This window comes from Neorhizobium sp. LjRoot104 (assembly GCF_964253725.1).
Classification (GTDB): Bacteria; Pseudomonadota; Alphaproteobacteria; order Rhizobiales; family Rhizobiaceae; genus Neorhizobium.
This window is the reverse complement of sequence record NZ_CAXURS020000001.1, coordinates 38909-54912: the sequence shown is the minus strand read 5'-3', so window position 1 is coordinate 54912 and position 16004 is coordinate 38909. Positions and strand designations below refer to the sequence as shown.

Below are 16004 nucleotides of genomic sequence, written 5' to 3'. Positions count from 1 at the left end.
GACGGTTCAGACCGCCTTGGACTTGGCAGCCTTGGTGAATTTCTTGATCACCATCTCGCGCTTCAGGCGGGAGATATGGTCGATGAAAAGCACGCCATTCAGGTGATCGATCTCATGCTGCAGGCAGGTGGCCAGCAGGCCATCGGCCTCCACCACATATTCCTTGCCGTCGCGGCCGAGATGCTTGACGCTGACGGTCGCGGGACGTTCCACCTCGGCATAATATTCCGGGATGGAAAGGCAGCCCTCTTCATAGACCGCAATTTCGTCGGAGGATCTGACGATCTCCGGGTTGATGAAGACCTGCGGCTGTTTTTCCTCGCCCTCACGAGCAATGTCCACGACAAGGAGGCGGCGCGGCACGCCGATCTGGATCGCGGCAAGGCCGATGCCCGGAGCATCATACATGGTCTCAAGCATGTCGTCCGCGAGCTTCAGAAGCTCGGCGTCAACACGCTCGATCGGCTTGGAAACCTGGCGCAGGATCGGGTCAGGCAGAATAATCAGAGGCTTGATCGTCATGGCTTCCCATAACCCATCTTTTTTTCCGAAGAAATAGAAATTACATCTCCAGGAAGCACAATGTTCACGTTTTGATCTTTTCAAGCGGCAAATTTCTGTTAGCTTCCGGTCATGAATAATCTTCTCGCAAGCCTTTACCGTTTTTTCGACGATCCGCGCGCTGCCGTCCTGGCGGTGATGTGTGGAGCGGCATTGCTGCTGTTATGGCTCTTTCTGGCGCGCCGGGCATCGCTTCAGCGACAGGAGGATGCGGCATTGCGAGCGATGGAGGGCGAGGCCCGGCTTGCCGAGCTTCTGCGGGCGCAGAGCGAGATGCAAGGCAGGCTTTCGGCGATGGCGGAGACGCTTTCGACGCGACAGTCGGAACTTAACCAGTCGGTCAGCCAGCGGCTCGACGGCATGACGCACCGGATCGGCGCGACGATCACCGAACAGACCAAATCGACGCACGAGAACCTGCGGCGGCTGCAGGAACGGCTGGCGGTGATCGACGCCGCGCAGAACAATATCCAGACCCTGGCAAAGGACGTCGTCGGCCTGCAGGCGATCCTGTCGAACAAGCAGACGCGTGGTGCCTTCGGCCAGGGCCGCATGGAAGCGATCATCGCCGACGGATTGCCGATGGGCGCCTATGGCTTTCAGACCGCCCTTTCGAACGGCACCCGACCCGACTGCACGATCAGAATGCCGAACGGCGCTCCGCCTTTGGTGATCGACGCCAAATTTCCGCTCGAAGCCTGGAACGCCTTTCGCGAGGCCGCGGCACCCGAGGCCAGAAGGGCGGCCGCCCAGGCCTTCAAGCGCGACCTCGAGGTCCACATCCGCGACGTCGCGGAAAAATACCTGATCCCGGGCGAAACGCAGGAAATGGCTTTCCTCTTCGTGCCGTCGGAATCGATCTTTGCCGAGATCCACGAACATTTCGAAAGCGCTGTGCAGAAGGCGCAACGGTCCCGCATCGTCATCGTCTCCCCCTCTCTGCTGATGCTGTCCATCCAGGTCATCCAGGCCGTCCTGAAGGACCAGCGGATGCGCGAGCAGGCGCATCTCATCCAGGGTGAGGTGGCGCTGTTGATCGAGGATCTCTCACGTCTCGACGAGCGCACCCGCAAGCTCCAGGCGCATTTCTTCGCGGCGCAGAAGGATGTCGAGCAAATCATGACCTCCACCGACAAACTTAACCGCCGCGGCGCCAAGATCGAGGCTCTCGAACTGGAAGCTCCCGCGGAGGCGGAAACTGCTCGCGGCCTGCCACAGGCAAAAGTGGCCGAAAGTCGTACCGGCCTTCTCAAACTGCGGGTGGTTGACGAGGAGTAACCCTCTCGGGCAGTGTCGCGCGACTTCAAATCAAGCGAGCAGGCCCGCCATGATCACCGTCCTCGGCTCCATCAACATGGATCTCATCGCCACGACCGAACGGCTGCCCCAGCCGGGCGAGACGGTTGCCGGATCGAGCTTTGCGACGGCCGCCGGCGGCAAGGGCGCCAACCAGGCACTCGCGGCGCGCCGTGCCGGAAGCATCGTACATATGACCGGAGCCGTCGGCGAAGATGGTTTTGCCGCGACGGCATTGGCGCTTCTTGATGACGCCAAGGTCGATCTTTCCGCAGTCGCACGCGTGGGCGAACCAACGGGCACCGCCCTGATCCTGGTCGGCGGTACCGGCGAGAACATGATCGCGGTCGTGGCTGGTGCCAACGCGACGGTAAGCACGGCGCAGGCCAAGGCGGCAGTCGACGCGATGAAGACCGGCGACGTCCTGATGCTTCAGCTCGAAATCCCGGCCGGGACAGTGGAAACGGCGCTCGATGCGGCGCGCGCCAAAGGCGTCCTGACGATGATCAACACCGCACCCCTGACCGGCGATGCGACCCGGCTTGCCCGGCTCGCGAATATTGTCGTCGCCAATGAGACGGAATTCGAGCTGCTGACGGGAGCGCCTATCCCGGACGCCGCGGCGCGCGAGGAGATGTTGAAGAAACTGCATGCGGAAACCGGCCAGACATTCGTCGTCACCCTCGGCGGCGACGGCGTGATCGCGATCCGCGATGGAGCGATTGTGACGGCGGAGGGATTGAAAATCGAACCGGTCGATACCGTGGGGGCCGGCGACACGTTTTGCGGTTATCTCGCCGCCAGCCTCGAACAGGGGCTCGATTTTGCGAAGGCGCTTCGCCGGGCTGCGGTGGCCGGTTCGCTCGCCTGCCTCACGCGCGGTGCCCAGCCGTCGATCCCGCCGGCCGAGGCCGTCGACGCCCGGGTCTGAACTGCTCCGATCAAACATCGTCCGCCATTTTGGCGGCGGTGCGAGGGCATGCGTTACAATTTTAGTTAAAGTTAAGATATCCCTTTTAGGGTCCCGACAGATATCTCTTCGGAGGCGGGATTCGATCAAGATCCGCCTCGCGACAGCTCCATGAAGGAGCCTCACCTCTGTCCGCAATGCGAGGCAATCGATGTTTTCGCTCAAGATCACGTCACTCTCCACGAAACTCATACTGGTAACGAGCCTGGTCATCGCCGTCGTTCTGGTTCTCTCCAACTTCTTCCTGATTTCCCAAACCCGTAGCCGCGTCTCGACGCTGACCATGGCACAGGCGCAGGCCGAGGCGCGCTCGATCGCCAACGAAGTCGCCGTCGACATGGGCCAGCTTGCCGGTGCGGCACGCTCGATGGCCGGCGTGATCGGCCGCGGCCATGCCGCGGGTTATCTCGACCGCAAGGGCGTCACCGACGCTCTCAAGGCCAATCTGGAGCAGAATGTCTTTGCCTATGGCAGCTGGTTCGCCGAAGTTCCCGGCGCATTCGACGGGAAGAACGCGGAGCTCGTCGGCAACAAGGAGATGGGCGCCAACAAGAAGGGGGAGCTTGCCCCCTACTGGACCAAGAGCCGCACCGGCGATATCGCCTATAGCGTCTTCGACATCGATACGCAGGCGGAATGGTACTCACTCGCGGCAAGCTCGAAAAAAGGTTCGCTCACCCAGCCCTATATCGAAAGCACGACGGGCGACGCCGTCGCCATGAGCTCCGTCGCCTACCCCGTCATGTCCGGCTCCAAGCTTCTCGGTGTTGCCGGCCTCGACGTTTCGATGGCCACTTTGACAAAGAAGCTCCAGGCGATGCGGCCGTTCGGCTCCGGCCGGGTTCTCCTTGTGTCGCAAGGCGGCAAATGGATCGTGCCCGTCAATCCCGACAGGCTGATGAAGCCGGTCGAAGGCGAGAAGGCAAGCGAGCTGCTGGCCGCGCTGAAGTCGAGCCAGCCGGTCCAGCTCGACAACCTGACCGCCGATGCGGCGGAACCCTTTGAACGCGTCGTCTATCCGTTCACGGTTCCGGACCTCAACGCCACCTGGGCGATTGTCCTCGACGTGCCGCAGAGCGTGATCGCCGCACCGGTTCAGGACCAGACCCTGCTGATGGTGCTCGGCGGGATCGTCATCATGGCGACCTGCATCGCGACGCTTTATTTCGGCAGCACCGTCTTCGTGCGGCGGCCTCTCGGGGCACTGCTCGGCAGCGTCGATACCTTAAGCAAGGGCCGGTTCGAGCAGCCGGTCGAGGGCCAGGACCGCAGCGACGAGATCGGCTCGCTGGCCGGAGCGCTCGAAGGCTTCCGCCACACGCTGGCCGACGGCCGCCGGCTCGAAACGGAGGCCGAAGTGCAGCGTCGCGCGGCCGAAAGCGAACGCCACCGCTCTGAAGACGAACGGGAAGCGAATGCCCAGCAGCAGCAGCGCATCGTCAGCTCGCTTGCCAATGGCCTCGCAGAACTCTCCAACGGCAATCTAGGCTACCGCATCCAGGACGAGTTCCCCGGCGAATATGCCAAGCTGAAGGTCGATTTCAACAAGGCGCTGGAAAGCCTCGAAGACACGATCGCGACGGTGAGCTCCACCGTCTACAGTATCGGCAATGGCAGCCGGGAAATCACCACAGGCGCGCAAGACCTGTCGCGCCGGACGGAGCAGCAGGCAGCCAGCCTCGAGGAAACCGCGGCCGCGCTCAACCAGCTCACCGCGCAGGTGAATTCAAGCGCAGAGAACGCCAGCTCCGCCGCCGCCACGGTGAACCTCGCCTGCGACGATGCGGAAAAGTCCGGTGAAGTCGTACAGAAGGCTGTCGCCTCGATGCAGGGCATTGCCCAGTCCTCGCAGGAAATCTCGCGCATCATCGGGGTCATCGACGAGATCGCCTTCCAGACCAACCTCCTGGCGCTGAATGCCGGCGTCGAGGCGGCCCGCGCCGGCGAGGCAGGCAAGGGTTTTGCGGTTGTCGCCCAGGAAGTCCGTGAACTCGCCCAGCGCTCGGCAAATGCTGCCAAGGAGATCAAGGCGCTCATCAACGCATCGACCAGCCAGGTCAGCGATGGCGTGGACCTGGTCGGCAAGGCCGGCGACACGCTGCAGAAGATCGCGGTGCAGGTGATGCAGATCAACGGGTTGATCCGCCAGATCTCCGCGTCGGCGAGCGAACAGGCCGTCGGCCTCAAGGAGGTCAACTCGGCCGTGAACCAGATGGACCAGGTGACCCAGCAGAATGCCGCAATGGTGGAACAGACCACAGCCGCAAGCACGGTGCTGAGCACGGAAGCGGAAACGCTGAAGTCGCTGGTCGCCCGGTTCCGCGTCTCCGCGCATGCTGCGGGCCACACCCAAAATGCTCCGCAAGCACTGCGTCAGGTGGCCCAGACCATGCGGGCGCCGAGGCCGGGCCAGCCAGCACCGGCTCCGGCTCCGCGTGCCAAGCCCGCGCCGAGGGCTGCGATCTCCCACGGTTCAGCCGCCGTCGCATCCGACGACTGGCAGGAATTCTGATCGCACCTGCAGGAGAAAACGCAAAGCCGCCGTACAACCGGCGGCTTTTCCTTGTCCGCCGTTCCGTTCAGAGACGCGAAACGCGTTCGGTCAGCAATTCAAAAAAGCCGTCGGCATCTACGTGGCGCATCACCTTGGCGTTCGGCTTGCGGCCGGAGACGCGCCACCAGTCGACCACCGTCATGCCGACCGTCAGTTCCGATTGTGTCTCGATCTCGACATTGCAGTCACGGCCCGAGAAAAGCTCCGGCTTGAGAAGGTAGGCGATAACCGTCGGGTCATGCAGCGGCCCACCATCCGAGCCGTATTTCTCGATGTCGAAGCGCTCGAAGAAGGTGATCCACGCGACCAGCACCTCTGCAGGGCGGGTACCGAGCGCGGCGATCTTCTCGACGCGGGCTTTGGTCGTCAGCAATTGATGCGTGACGTCGAGCGGCATCATGACGATCGGCATGCCCGAGGCGAACACGATCTTCGCCGCTTCCGGATCGACATAGATATTGAATTCGGCAGCCGGCGTGATGTTGCCGCCCTCGAAAAAGCCGCCGCCCATCATCACCAGTTCCTTCGCACGGGCCGCGATGTCCGGCGCTTTCTCAAGAGCGAGCGCGATATTGGTGAGTGGCCCGAGCGTGCAGAGCGTTACGGTTCCGGCGGGCTCGGTGCGCAATGTCTCGATGATGAAATCGACGGCATGGGTATCTTTGACCGACATTGTCGGTTCGGGCAGTTCGATGCCGTCGAGGCCGGTCCTGCCGTGCACGTGCTCTGCGGTCACCTGAGGTCGCATGGTCGGCTTCAGCGCCCCTTCGTACACGGGGGCGTCCGGCCGGCCGCAGAGTTCGCAGATGATCCGGAGGTTGCGGCTGGTGTAGGAAAGCGGCACGTTTCCGGCAACGGCGCAGAGGCCAAGCACCTCGATCTCGCCGGGACTCGCAAAGGCAAGCATGATTGCGGCGGCATCGTCCTGACCCGGGTCGGTATCGATGATAATCTTCCTGCGCTGCATGGAAACTCCCGTTTTCCGCGGTAGTGGTCCACAACCCTGCATCCTGTCAAGTGTCGCATGATCGGCATGGAGTAGCCGTGACATCAGTCCCGGCGCTCATCCTTGCGGTTGCCGCCGTAACCTCCCATATAACAGGCGAGTTGGCGGGCCGCATGGCGGGCGTCGACATGGTCGCTTGTTGCAAGGACTGGACTATGAGCCGAATGACGCCGTTTGCGAGCCCCTTGCTTCTGGGCTTCGACGCCATGGAAAAGACCCTCGAACGCCTTGCCAAGGCGAATGACGGTTATCCCCCCTATAATATCGAACGCATCCACGCTGATGCTTCCGGGGTCCCCGAGCGGCTGCGAATCACGCTGGCCGTCGCCGGCTTTTCCGAAGCCGAACTGGATGTGACGACGGAAGAGAACCAGCTCGTCATCCGCGGACGCCAGACGGAGCAGGGTGATCGCGACTATCTTTACCGCGGAATTGCTGCGCGGCAGTTCCAGCGTATGTTCGTGCTGGCTGACGGAATGCAGGTTTCCGGTGCCTCTCTCAAGAACGGTTTGCTGTCGGTTGACCTTATCCGCCCCGAGCCCGCACGCATGGTGCGAAAAATTAACATTTCCGTCTCAGAGTAGGGCAATGGCGCTAATGCCGTTGCCCCTCAATGCTGGAGGCTGGAATGCTCCTGAAAGAAGCGAATACGCGTTTGACGCAGTCCGAACTTGCTCATCTGGGCGCTGGAGAGGTCGGGTATATTCGCAAGATGCGGTCAGACGAAGTGTCCCGCTGTTTCCCTGAAGCTCCTGATATCGACCCCAGTCTCGATCTTTGGGCCCTGTTCGGCGCAGATGGTACGCCGATTCTTCTGACCGACAATCGCTCCAGCACCTTCTTCAAGGCTGCTGAAGACGACCTGAAGACCGTCAGCCTGCACTGACCTTTCAGGTTTTGCTGAACGTCAGATAGGCCGACGAGCGGCCTTCCCGGCGCGCCTTGTTTTCGTATCGTGTACCTGGCCAGCCGGCGAACGGCGTCAGCCAATCGGAAGATTGCTTCGCCTGCCATTGAAAACCGCCATGGTCGCGGCAATGGATCAGCGTCCAGTTGACATAGGTGTCGATGTCGGATGCGAACAGGAACAGGCCGCCCGGCTTCAGCACGCGGTGGAAGCGGTCGAGATTGACCTCAGACACAAACCGCCTCTTCCAATGTTTCCGCTTCGGCCACGGGTCCGGATAGAGCAGGTCGATGCGATCGAGCGAGGCATCCGGCAGCCAGTCCAGCACCTGCGTGGCGTCGTCGTCATAGACCCGGATATTCTTCAGTCCCAGTTCGTCGACGCGCGACAGCAGCTTCGCCATGGAATTGACGAAGGGCTCGACGCCGATGAAGCCGGTCCTTGCGCTTTCCTGCGCCCGGTGGACCAGGTGTTCGCCGCCGCCGAAACCGATTTCCAGCCGCAGCTCGTCGACCGGTATCGGAAATATCTCCGAGAGCACCGCCGGCGCCGGCGCCTGAAGGTCGAGCTTCAGCGCCGGCAGCAATGTCGCAATCACATCCGCCTGGCGTTCGCGGAGCTGCTTGCCCTTGCGGCGCCCGAAGAAGGCTTCGGTGCTGCGGCTCGGGTGCTGCGGTTCGGTCATAGGCTGTCTCTCACGATAAAAGCGGGCGTCTCCGTCAGGAGGCACCCGCTTTACAGTCTTATGCAGCTATCCGTAAAGGCCGATCAGGCTGCCTTGAGGGTATCTTCCTTCAGCGCATCCTTGAGCGGCTTCACCAGATCGGTCTTCTCCCAGGAGAAGGAGCCGTCGCGGCCGGACTTGCGGCCGAAATGACCGTAAGCGGACGTCTTGGCATAGATCGGCTTGTTGAGGTCGAGATGGCGGCGGATGCCGGTCGGCGACAGATCCATGACCTTGCGGATGGCGCCTTCCACCTGGTCTTCCGTCGTGCCCTTACCCGTGCCGTGCAGGTCGACATAGATCGACAGCGGCTGAGCAATGCCGATTGCGTAGGAAATCTGGATCGTGCAGCGGTCGGCAATGCCGGCAGCGACGACGTTCTTCGCCAGATAACGGGCAGCATAGGCGGCCGAACGGTCGACCTTGGTCGTGTCCTTGCCGGAGAACGCGCCGCCGCCATGCGGAGCCGCGCCGCCGTAGGTATCGACGATGATCTTGCGGCCGGTCAGGCCAGCGTCACCATCCGGGCCGCCGATGACGAACTTGCCGGTCGGGTTGATGTACCACTTGCAATCCTTGTCGATCGGCAGGTCGCCGAGGGCTTCGCGGATATAGGGTTCAACGACCTGGCGGACCTTCTTGGAATCCCAGCTCTCGTCGAGGTGCTGGGTGGAAAGAACGATCGAGTCGACGGCGGCCGGCTTGCCGTTCTCGTAACGCACGGTCACCTGGCTCTTGGCGTCCGGGCCGAGCTTGCCGGCATCACCCTCGCCCTTCTTGCGGGCGGTTGCGAGCAGCTGCAGGATCTTGTGGGAATAATAGATCGGCGCCGGCATGAGGTCCGGCGTTTCCTTGCAGGCGTAACCGAACATGATGCCCTGGTCGCCGGCACCTTCGTCGCCCTGCTTGTCGGCGGCGCTGTCGACGCCCTGCGCGATGTCTGCGGACTGCGAGTGCAGCAGCACGTCGATCTTGGCGGTCTTCCAATGGAAGCCGTCCTGCTCGTAACCGATGTCGCGGATCGCCTTGCGGGCGGCGGACTTGAACTTCGAGGGATTGATGACGTCCTTGCCGTCCTTGTCCTTCTTCATCAGGCTCGGCGGCAGGCGGACCTCGCCGGCAATGACGACACGGTTCGTGGTCGCCAGCGTTTCGCAGGCAATGCGCACGGTCCAGGGATCGACGCCGGTCTTGGCCGCTTCGCGGTACACAAGATCTACAATTTCATCGGAGATACGGTCACAAACCTTGTCCGGATGGCCCTCGGCAACGGACTCGCTGGTGAACAGATAACTTGCGCGCATTACGGGATTCCCCTCAAAGAAACGAACGCCCCTGTGTTAGTGATTTCCATCGACAAACACAAGCGTACAACGACATAAATATATCTTTATGTGTGCAAGCCGGGTATTCCCGCAACACCCGTTGCCCCGTCACAGGCAACAAAAAAGCGGCCCGGAGGCCGCTTTTGCGCTGATATCAATAAGTCTTATTCGACCTCGGCATCCGCTGCCAGGGCCTTTACGAGATCTACCACGCGCCGGCGAACTTTCGGGTCCGAAATCTTCACGAAAGCCCGGTTCAGTTGCAGGCCCTCGGAGGAGGAGAGGAAATCGACCACGTAGTTGGAGCTCGAGGCTTCCGCCATGCCGCCCTGACCGCCCTGATCGCCCGGCGCATCCTCGAAGAAGAAAGAGACCGGCACGTTGAGAATGCTGGAAATATTCTGCAGGCGGCTGGCGCCAACGCGGTTGGTGCCCTTCTCGTATTTCTGAATCTGCTGGAACGTAATGCCAAGGCTTTCACCCAGCTTTTCCTGGCTCATTCCGAGCATGGTCCGGCGAAGGCGAATCCGGCTCCCGACGTGAATATCGATCGGGTTCGGCTTCTTTTTGTTTTCAATCATAACGATGTCCTGACGACGTTTGTGTTCAATCCTCACAACCCGGTCTGCGTGTGTAGATACACTTCGCGCGGCTGGTCACAACAGGCTCAACGTTTGAAGCATATGGCGAGACGAAAGGCTGAGACCACTATGCAATTTTAGGGGTTTTTGGTCAATTCGTCCGAAAATTAAAACCAGCGCGCGAGACGACTGCAATCAACAACATCATTGCAAGAACCAACCAGAAGTGCTGTTCCCGAGCATTCACATCCCAATGCGGGATTGAAATACCGCCCAAGGTTGCGTCCATCACGCCTTTTTGATTATAGGCCATACCCCGGATTATCCTTCCGAAGGGGTCTACAATTGCTGAAATGCCGGTATTTGCGCCGCGAATCAGCGGCAGGCCGTTTTCGACCGCGCGAATTCGGGCCTGCTGGAAGTGCTGATACGGGCCTGGTGTCGCACCGAACCAGCCGTCATTGGTGACATTCAGAAGCGCGCTCGCCCGCTCCACGCCCGGCCCGATCTCGTCGGGGAAGATCGCCTCGTAACAGATCAGCGGATAGAAGGTCCTCCCCCCCGGCAGGGTCAGCATGGCCCGCACCGGCGCGGCACTGAATCCGCCCGGCATGGCGATGGCCTCGGGAATTCCAAGATTGCGAAGCAGATCCTCGTAGGGGACATATTCCCCGAACGGGACGAGATGCACCTTGTCGGACGCCGAAACGATCTGGCCTTCGCTGTCGATCACATAGATGGAATTATAGAAGCGGGGGGCGAAGCCGGCGCCCGTATCTTCGGATCGGACCGCGCCGGTGATCAGAACCTGACCATCCTGCAGCACCTCGGCGATGCGGGTCAGCGCATCCGGGTTCTGGGTCAGAATGAAGGGCACCGAGGTTTCCGGCCAGACGATGATGTCCGGCCGCTTGCTGCCGTTCTCGGGCGGCAGGGCCGACAACGCCAGATGTTCCTCGAAGATCGCCGCCCGTTCGGCATCGTCCAGTTTTCGCGCCTGGTCGATTACCGGCTGAACGATGCGGACGACCGGCTGATTGTCCGCTGCCGGAACCGGCAGGGTGTCGGCGACGTGCAAACGATAGGCGCCATAACCCAGATGGGCGGCTGACAGCAGGACAGCGAGCGTCAGTCCGGTCCGCATGCCCTTTCTGGTGCCGATCAGGGCGGGTGCCGCAAACACGAAGACGGCGAGAACCGTCACGCCAAAAATGCCGAGCACGGCTGCAGACTGCATCATCACCGGCATGGGCATCGCGCCATATCCGACCGCATTCCAGGGGAAGCCGGTGGCGACGAAGCCGCGCAGCCATTCGGCAAGACCGAAGCCGAAGGCGAGCGAGGCCATCCGACCGAGGCCGTCCGACCAGAAGATGCGGGCAATCGCCGCCGCAAGACCGTAGAAGAGGGCGAGATAGGCAGGCAGGCCGAGAACCGCGAGCGGCAGCGCCCAAGCAAACTCATCCGCTTCCACCAGAAGTGCGTTTCCGAGCCACCAGAGACCGGCGACGAAATAGCCGAAACCGAAGACCCAGCCGATCCAGAAGGCCGAACGAAACCGGGCGAACCATCCGCCATCCGGATCGCCGGTGGAACCGTCCATCAGCCAGACAAGCAGCGTGAAGGAGATGAAAAGCGCCGCGAAGAAGCCGAAGGGCGGCAGGGCGAGCGCCCCGATCGCTCCTGCGAGAAAAGCAACGACGACGCGCGGGAAGCCCCAGAGAAGCATGATCCTGCCCGCCAGCCGCTCCATCTATGTTCCCTTCCGCCCCGAATCAGCGGCTGCAGTCTTTCAAAAAATGGCGGGCTTGTCGTGAGGTCAAAGAGGCGCTGGCGCCTCTGGGATCATTCAGGCCTGGTGATTGTGCCGGTCGGCGTCCTGAGCGGGTGGCGCCGGCAGCAGGGCAGTCGTCGGCGTCTGATCGGAGAGCAGCATTTCGCCCTCTCCTTTCTGGCGGCGGCGCGCGAGCGTCCGCTTGCGCAATATCCGAACGCGCTTGATGCGGCGAGGATCGGCCTCCAGGATCTGAAATTCGAAGCCGGGCACCGCCTGCACCACTTCGCCGCGCACCGGGATGCGGCCGAGGGCGGAGAAGATCAGGCCGCCCAGCGTATCGACGTCGTCGAGGCGGTCGCGAATGTCGAAATCGGACCCGATCGCCTTGGCAATCTCCTCGAGCTCGATACGCGCGTCGGCGACGAAGACATCCTCGCTGGTGCGGGAGAACATGGCTTCCTCGTTGTCATGCTCGTCCTCGACATCGCCGATCACCATTTCGACGATATCCTCGTGGGTGACGAGGCCGTCCGTCCCGCCGTATTCGTCGATGACGAGCGCAAGCTGGGTGCGCGCGGCCTGCATGCTCTGCATGAGGTCGGAGGCGAGCATCGAAGGCGGCACGAACAGGATCTTGCGGATCAGCCCGGCTTCGGCAACCGTCTGCTCAAGGTCGACGCGGCCGAGGTCGAAGGCAGGCCGCGGGGTGCGCACCGTCTTTTCCGCCTTTTCCGGCTTGTCAGTCGCAAGCGGCATCGGCTGGGCGGGTGCGGCGCGCGCGCTGGTGCGGCGTTTGTTGCGAGCCTGCTTGGCAAGATAGGAGAGGAGGTCGCGGATATGGACCATGCCGCGCGGATCATCCAGCGTGTCGTTATAGACCGGCATGCGCGAGCGGCCGGTTTCCTCGAAATGGATCATCAATTCGCCGATGGTCATGGTCATATCGACCGCCTCGATATCGGCGCGCGGCACCATGATGTCTTCGACTCGGATCTCACGGAAGCGGAGAATGTTGTGCAGCATCGCCCGTTCCTCGGGCGAAAAGGCATTGCTGATATTGGTGTCGGTCATCAGCGCGTCGGCAAGGTCCTCGCGGAGCTTTTCGCCCTGCGATGGCCTGAGCAGCCTCACGGCGCGCGACCAGAAAGAGCTTTGGTGTTTTTGGGCTTCCGCTCGAGACGGACTACTGCCCTCTTCCGAGGAACTTGAGTCGGCGTCCTTGCCCTCACGGGTCGGGTTTGTCGAAAAGTCGTTCATAGGTCCAGACTATACTATCGGGTCTTGCCCCGCATAGGGGTCAGATAGGCCAAGGGTGGCCAAAATGCGAGTCTCCAACGCTTCCATTCGTTCCGCTTCGTCCGTCTGCATATGGTCGTAGCCGAACAGATGCAGGAAACCGTGGACGAGCAGATGAGTCAGATGATCCTCGAAACTTTTATCGAGATCAACCGCTTCCCGCTCAACCGTCTCGCGTGCGATGACGATATCGCCGAGCATCGGGCCGGGCTTCTTGCCCGGTTCGAGCGGAAAAGCCGGAAAAGACAGCACGTTGGTCGGCTTGTCCTTGCCGCGCCATTCGGCGTTGATTTCCTTGATCGCCGCGTCGTCGGTGAAGACCAGCGACAATTCCGGGGCGACTTCCGGGAATGGCTGTTTTTCCTGGTCCACCAGGAATTCGGCCGCTGCGCCAAGCGTTTTTTCGCTCAGGGCTAAAAGGGCCGGCTCATCGGGCCAGCCCTCGTCTTCAATGCTGATCTGTATGTCGAGTTGGGGCATAAGGTTTGGATCCGACCGTTACCGGTCGACTTCCTCGCTCTCCTCGTGAACGGCATATTGCGCATCATAGGCCCTAACGATGCGGCCGACCAGCGGATGGCGGACCACGTCGGTATCCTTGAAGCGGATCACCGAAATCCCTTCGACGCCCTTCAGGATCTGCAGCGCTTCCACCAGACCGGATTTTACGCCACGCGGCAGATCGACCTGGCTCGGGTCGCCGGTGATGATCATCCGGGCATTTTCGCCGAGACGCGTCAGGAACATCTTCATCTGCATCGACGTGGTGTTCTGAGCCTCGTCGAGAATGACGGCGGCGTTCGCGAGCGTGCGGCCGCGCATGAAGGCGAGCGGCGCGATTTCGATGACGCCGGCGGTGATCGCCCGCTCCACCTTGTCGCCGGGCATCATGTCATAGAGTGCATCATAGAGCGGACGAAGATAGGGATCGACCTTGTCCTTCATGTCGCCGGGGAGAAAGCCCAGGCGCTCGCCGGCTTCGACGGCCGGGCGCGACAGGATGATGCGATCGACGGCGCCGCGTTCCAGAAGCTGGGCCGCGTGGGCGACGGCAAGATAGGTCTTGCCGGTACCGGCCGGGCCGACACCGAAAACCAGTTCAGACCGTTCCAGCGCCCGCATATAGGCGTCCTGGGTCGGGGTGCGCGCGACGACCGTCTTCTTCTTCGTGGAAATCTGGCTCATGGAGAGCTTGGCTTTTTTCTCAAGCGTCGGCAGCTGCAGCTGATCGTCTGCCGCCTGCGCCATGCGGATCGCCCCGTCGACATCGGAGGTCTCGACCGAGCCGCCCTTCTGGATACGCTCATAGAGGAAGTCCAGCGCCCGGCGCGCCTGGTTTGTCGCGGTCAGATCGCCGGAGATGGCCACCGAGTTGCCGCGTGCCCGGGCATCGATATGAAGCCGCTCTTCGAGAAGTTTGAGATTCTGATCGAACTGACCGAAAAGCTCGCTGGCGAACCTATTGTTCTCGAACGTCAGGACAAAGTGATTGGCGTCGGTAGCGGCGGTGCGGGGTTGGCGCGCGGATGAAGAAACCAATTCACGTCCGTTCAAGTAGGCAAGCTCCTCGATGTTGCTCAGGCTCCTATTAAACTCCCTGCCGGGTCGGCAAACAAGCTGTTCGGGCCGGTTCCACTGATTCGTACCTGGATAATGTCACCGATTTGCGATGTTTTTGCATCAACATTCACAGATTGAAGCCAGGGAGAGCGTCCGATCACCTGTCCTGGCATGCGACCGGGCTTTTCCAGCAACAGGTCGATGACCTTTCCAACGCAGGATTTGGCGAACTCGGCCTGCTGTTTCAAGAGCAGGGACTGCAATCTTTCCAGCCGCTCCGCCTTCACCTCTTCCGGCACCTGATCGCCGAGATCGGCACCGGGCGTGCCGGGGCGGGTCGAATATTTGAAAGAATAGGCCTGAGCGTAATTCACATCCTCGACGAGGCGGAGCGTGTCTTCGAAGTCCTTATCCGTCTCGCCGGGGAAACCGACGATGAAATCGCCGGCGATGGCGATATCCGGCCGGGCCTCACGGATGCGCTCGATCAGGCGAAGATATTCCGCGCCGGTGTGGCGGCGGTTCATGGCCTTCAGAATGCGGTCCGAACCCGCCTGGACCGGCAGATGCAGATAGGGCATCAGGGTGCGCAGGTTGCGGTGAGCCTCGATCAGGCGGTCATCCATGTCGCGCGGATGGCTGGTCGTGTAGCGCAGACGCGCGAGGCCCGGGATTTCCGCCAGGCGATAGAGAAGGTCGCCCAGGCTCCATTCCCCGCCGTTCGGGCCTTCCGCACGCCATGCATTGACGTTCTGGCCGAGCAGCGTGATTTCGCGCACGCCACCGTCGACCAGCCGCCATGCTTCGTCGACGATCTGCTGGACGGGGCGCGAGACTTCCGAACCGCGGGTATAGGGAACGACGCAGAAGGTGCAGAATTTGTCGCAGCCCTCCTGGACGGTGAGAAAGGCCGTGACGCCGCGCGAGCGGATTCTCGCCTTCTCAGCTGCCGGCAGGTGCTCGAACTTGTCCTCGACCGCATATTCGGTATCGACGACAGGCTTTCCGGCGCGTGCGCGCTTCAGCGCTTCCGGCAGGCGATGATAGGTCTGCGGGCCGATCACGACGTCGACGGCCGGCGCGCGGCGGATGATTTCCTCGCCTTCGGCCTGGGCGACGCAGCCGGCAACGCCGATCATCAACTCCCGGCCTTCAGCGGCACGCGCTTTTTTCATGTCGCGAAGACGTCCGAGCGCGGAATAGACCTTGTCGGCCGCCTTCTCGCGGATGTGACAGGTGTTGAGGAGGATGAGGTCGGCCTCGCCCATCTCCTCGGTCGGGACGTATCCTTCGCCCGCCAGGGCGTCGCTCATGCGGCCTGAATCATAGACATTCATCTGGCAGCCGTAGGTCTTGATGAAGACCTTGCGGGAATTCGAGCGCTGGACCGGCTCGTCGGCGGCCACGGAAAGGGAGACGTGTTCGTTCATGGCTCGCTCCATACCGC

15 protein-coding genes are annotated in these 16004 nt (G+C 61.7%); 5 read left to right on the top strand and 10 right to left on the bottom strand.

The annotated features are described in order from the left end of the window. Positions 1 to 6 precede the first annotated feature (6 nt). Positions 7 to 522: a peptide deformylase gene (def, locus tag ACSQ8R_RS00275; protein WP_345923210.1), complete on the bottom strand. Its 516-nt coding sequence runs from the start codon at positions 520 to 522 to the stop codon at positions 7 to 9. A 111-nt stretch (positions 523 to 633) separates the two neighbouring features. On the opposite strand from def, the gene ACSQ8R_RS00270 reads away from it, so the two are divergent. The 3 genes from ACSQ8R_RS00270 to ACSQ8R_RS00260 all read left to right on the top strand — a co-directional run bounded on the left by ACSQ8R_RS00270 (position 634) and on the right by ACSQ8R_RS00260 (position 5339). Next, positions 634 to 1839, top strand: a complete 1206-nt coding sequence (locus tag ACSQ8R_RS00270) for a DNA recombination protein RmuC (protein WP_436251549.1) — start codon at positions 634 to 636, stop codon at positions 1837 to 1839. 49 nt (positions 1840 to 1888) lie between these two features. After that, positions 1889 to 2788 carry a ribokinase gene (locus ACSQ8R_RS00265; RefSeq protein WP_436251548.1) on the top strand — a complete coding sequence of 300 codons (900 nt, stop codon included), beginning with the start codon at positions 1889 to 1891 and terminating at the stop codon, positions 2786 to 2788. A 190-nt stretch (positions 2789 to 2978) separates the two neighbouring features. Continuing rightward, positions 2979 to 5339 (top strand): methyl-accepting chemotaxis protein, encoded by a 2361-nt coding sequence (locus ACSQ8R_RS00260; protein ID WP_436251547.1) that lies wholly within the window; start codon positions 2979 to 2981, stop codon positions 5337 to 5339. A gap of 67 nt (positions 5340 to 5406) precedes the next feature. Here the strand turns inward: ACSQ8R_RS00260 and ACSQ8R_RS00255 are convergent, their stop codons facing one another. Beyond that, positions 5407 to 6348, bottom strand: coding sequence for a nucleoside hydrolase (locus ACSQ8R_RS00255; protein ID WP_436251546.1), 942 nt, complete (start codon positions 6346 to 6348; stop codon positions 5407 to 5409). A 194-nt stretch (positions 6349 to 6542) separates the two neighbouring features. Here ACSQ8R_RS00255 and ACSQ8R_RS00250 point away from each other — a divergent pair, with 194 nt between their 5' ends. Together ACSQ8R_RS00250 and ACSQ8R_RS00245 are read left to right on the top strand one after the other, a co-directional pair. After that, positions 6543 to 6971: an Hsp20 family protein gene (locus ACSQ8R_RS00250; RefSeq protein ID WP_436255335.1), complete on the top strand. Its 429-nt coding sequence runs from the start codon at positions 6543 to 6545 to the stop codon at positions 6969 to 6971. A gap of 44 nt (positions 6972 to 7015) precedes the next feature. Beyond that, positions 7016 to 7273: a DUF1150 family protein gene (locus tag ACSQ8R_RS00245; RefSeq protein ID WP_037079396.1), complete on the top strand. Its 258-nt coding sequence runs from the start codon at positions 7016 to 7018 to the stop codon at positions 7271 to 7273. A gap of 4 nt (positions 7274 to 7277) precedes the next feature. Here the strand turns inward: ACSQ8R_RS00245 and trmB are convergent, their stop codons facing one another. The 8 genes from trmB to miaB form a co-directional block, all read right to left on the bottom strand. Further along, a complete protein-coding gene (gene trmB, locus ACSQ8R_RS00240) occupies positions 7278 to 7979 on the bottom strand; it encodes a tRNA (guanosine(46)-N7)-methyltransferase TrmB (RefSeq protein ID WP_436251545.1) in 702 nt (233 codons plus the stop codon). A gap of 83 nt (positions 7980 to 8062) precedes the next feature. After that, the gene (gene metK / locus ACSQ8R_RS00235) at positions 8063 to 9322 is read right to left on the bottom strand and encodes a methionine adenosyltransferase (RefSeq protein ID WP_436251544.1); all 1260 of its coding nucleotides are present in this window, start codon (positions 9320 to 9322) and stop codon (positions 8063 to 8065) included. Between the two features lie 185 nt (positions 9323 to 9507). After that, positions 9508 to 9924 carry a helix-turn-helix domain-containing protein gene (locus ACSQ8R_RS00230; protein ID WP_037079404.1) on the bottom strand — a complete coding sequence of 139 codons (417 nt, stop codon included), beginning with the start codon at positions 9922 to 9924 and terminating at the stop codon, positions 9508 to 9510. A 151-nt stretch (positions 9925 to 10075) separates the two neighbouring features. After that, positions 10076 to 11677, bottom strand: a complete 1602-nt coding sequence (lnt, locus tag ACSQ8R_RS00225) for an apolipoprotein N-acyltransferase (protein ID WP_436251543.1) — start codon at positions 11675 to 11677, stop codon at positions 10076 to 10078. 96 nt (positions 11678 to 11773) lie between these two features. Then, positions 11774 to 12958 carry a hemolysin family protein gene (locus ACSQ8R_RS00220; protein ID WP_436251542.1) on the bottom strand — a complete coding sequence of 395 codons (1185 nt, stop codon included), beginning with the start codon at positions 12956 to 12958 and terminating at the stop codon, positions 11774 to 11776. Between the two features lie 9 nt (positions 12959 to 12967). Next, positions 12968 to 13477, bottom strand: coding sequence for an rRNA maturation RNase YbeY (gene ybeY / locus ACSQ8R_RS00215; protein ID WP_436251541.1), 510 nt, complete (start codon positions 13475 to 13477; stop codon positions 12968 to 12970). 18 nt (positions 13478 to 13495) lie between these two features. After that, on the bottom strand, positions 13496 to 14551 hold the full coding sequence (locus tag ACSQ8R_RS00210) for a PhoH family protein (RefSeq protein ID WP_038539202.1): 1056 nt from the start codon (positions 14549 to 14551) through the stop codon (positions 13496 to 13498). Positions 14552 to 14574: 23 nt separating this feature from the next. Beyond that, positions 14575 to 15987, bottom strand: coding sequence for a tRNA (N6-isopentenyl adenosine(37)-C2)-methylthiotransferase MiaB (gene miaB, locus ACSQ8R_RS00205; RefSeq protein ID WP_436251540.1), 1413 nt, complete (start codon positions 15985 to 15987; stop codon positions 14575 to 14577). Positions 15988 to 16004: the final 17 nt, after the last annotated feature.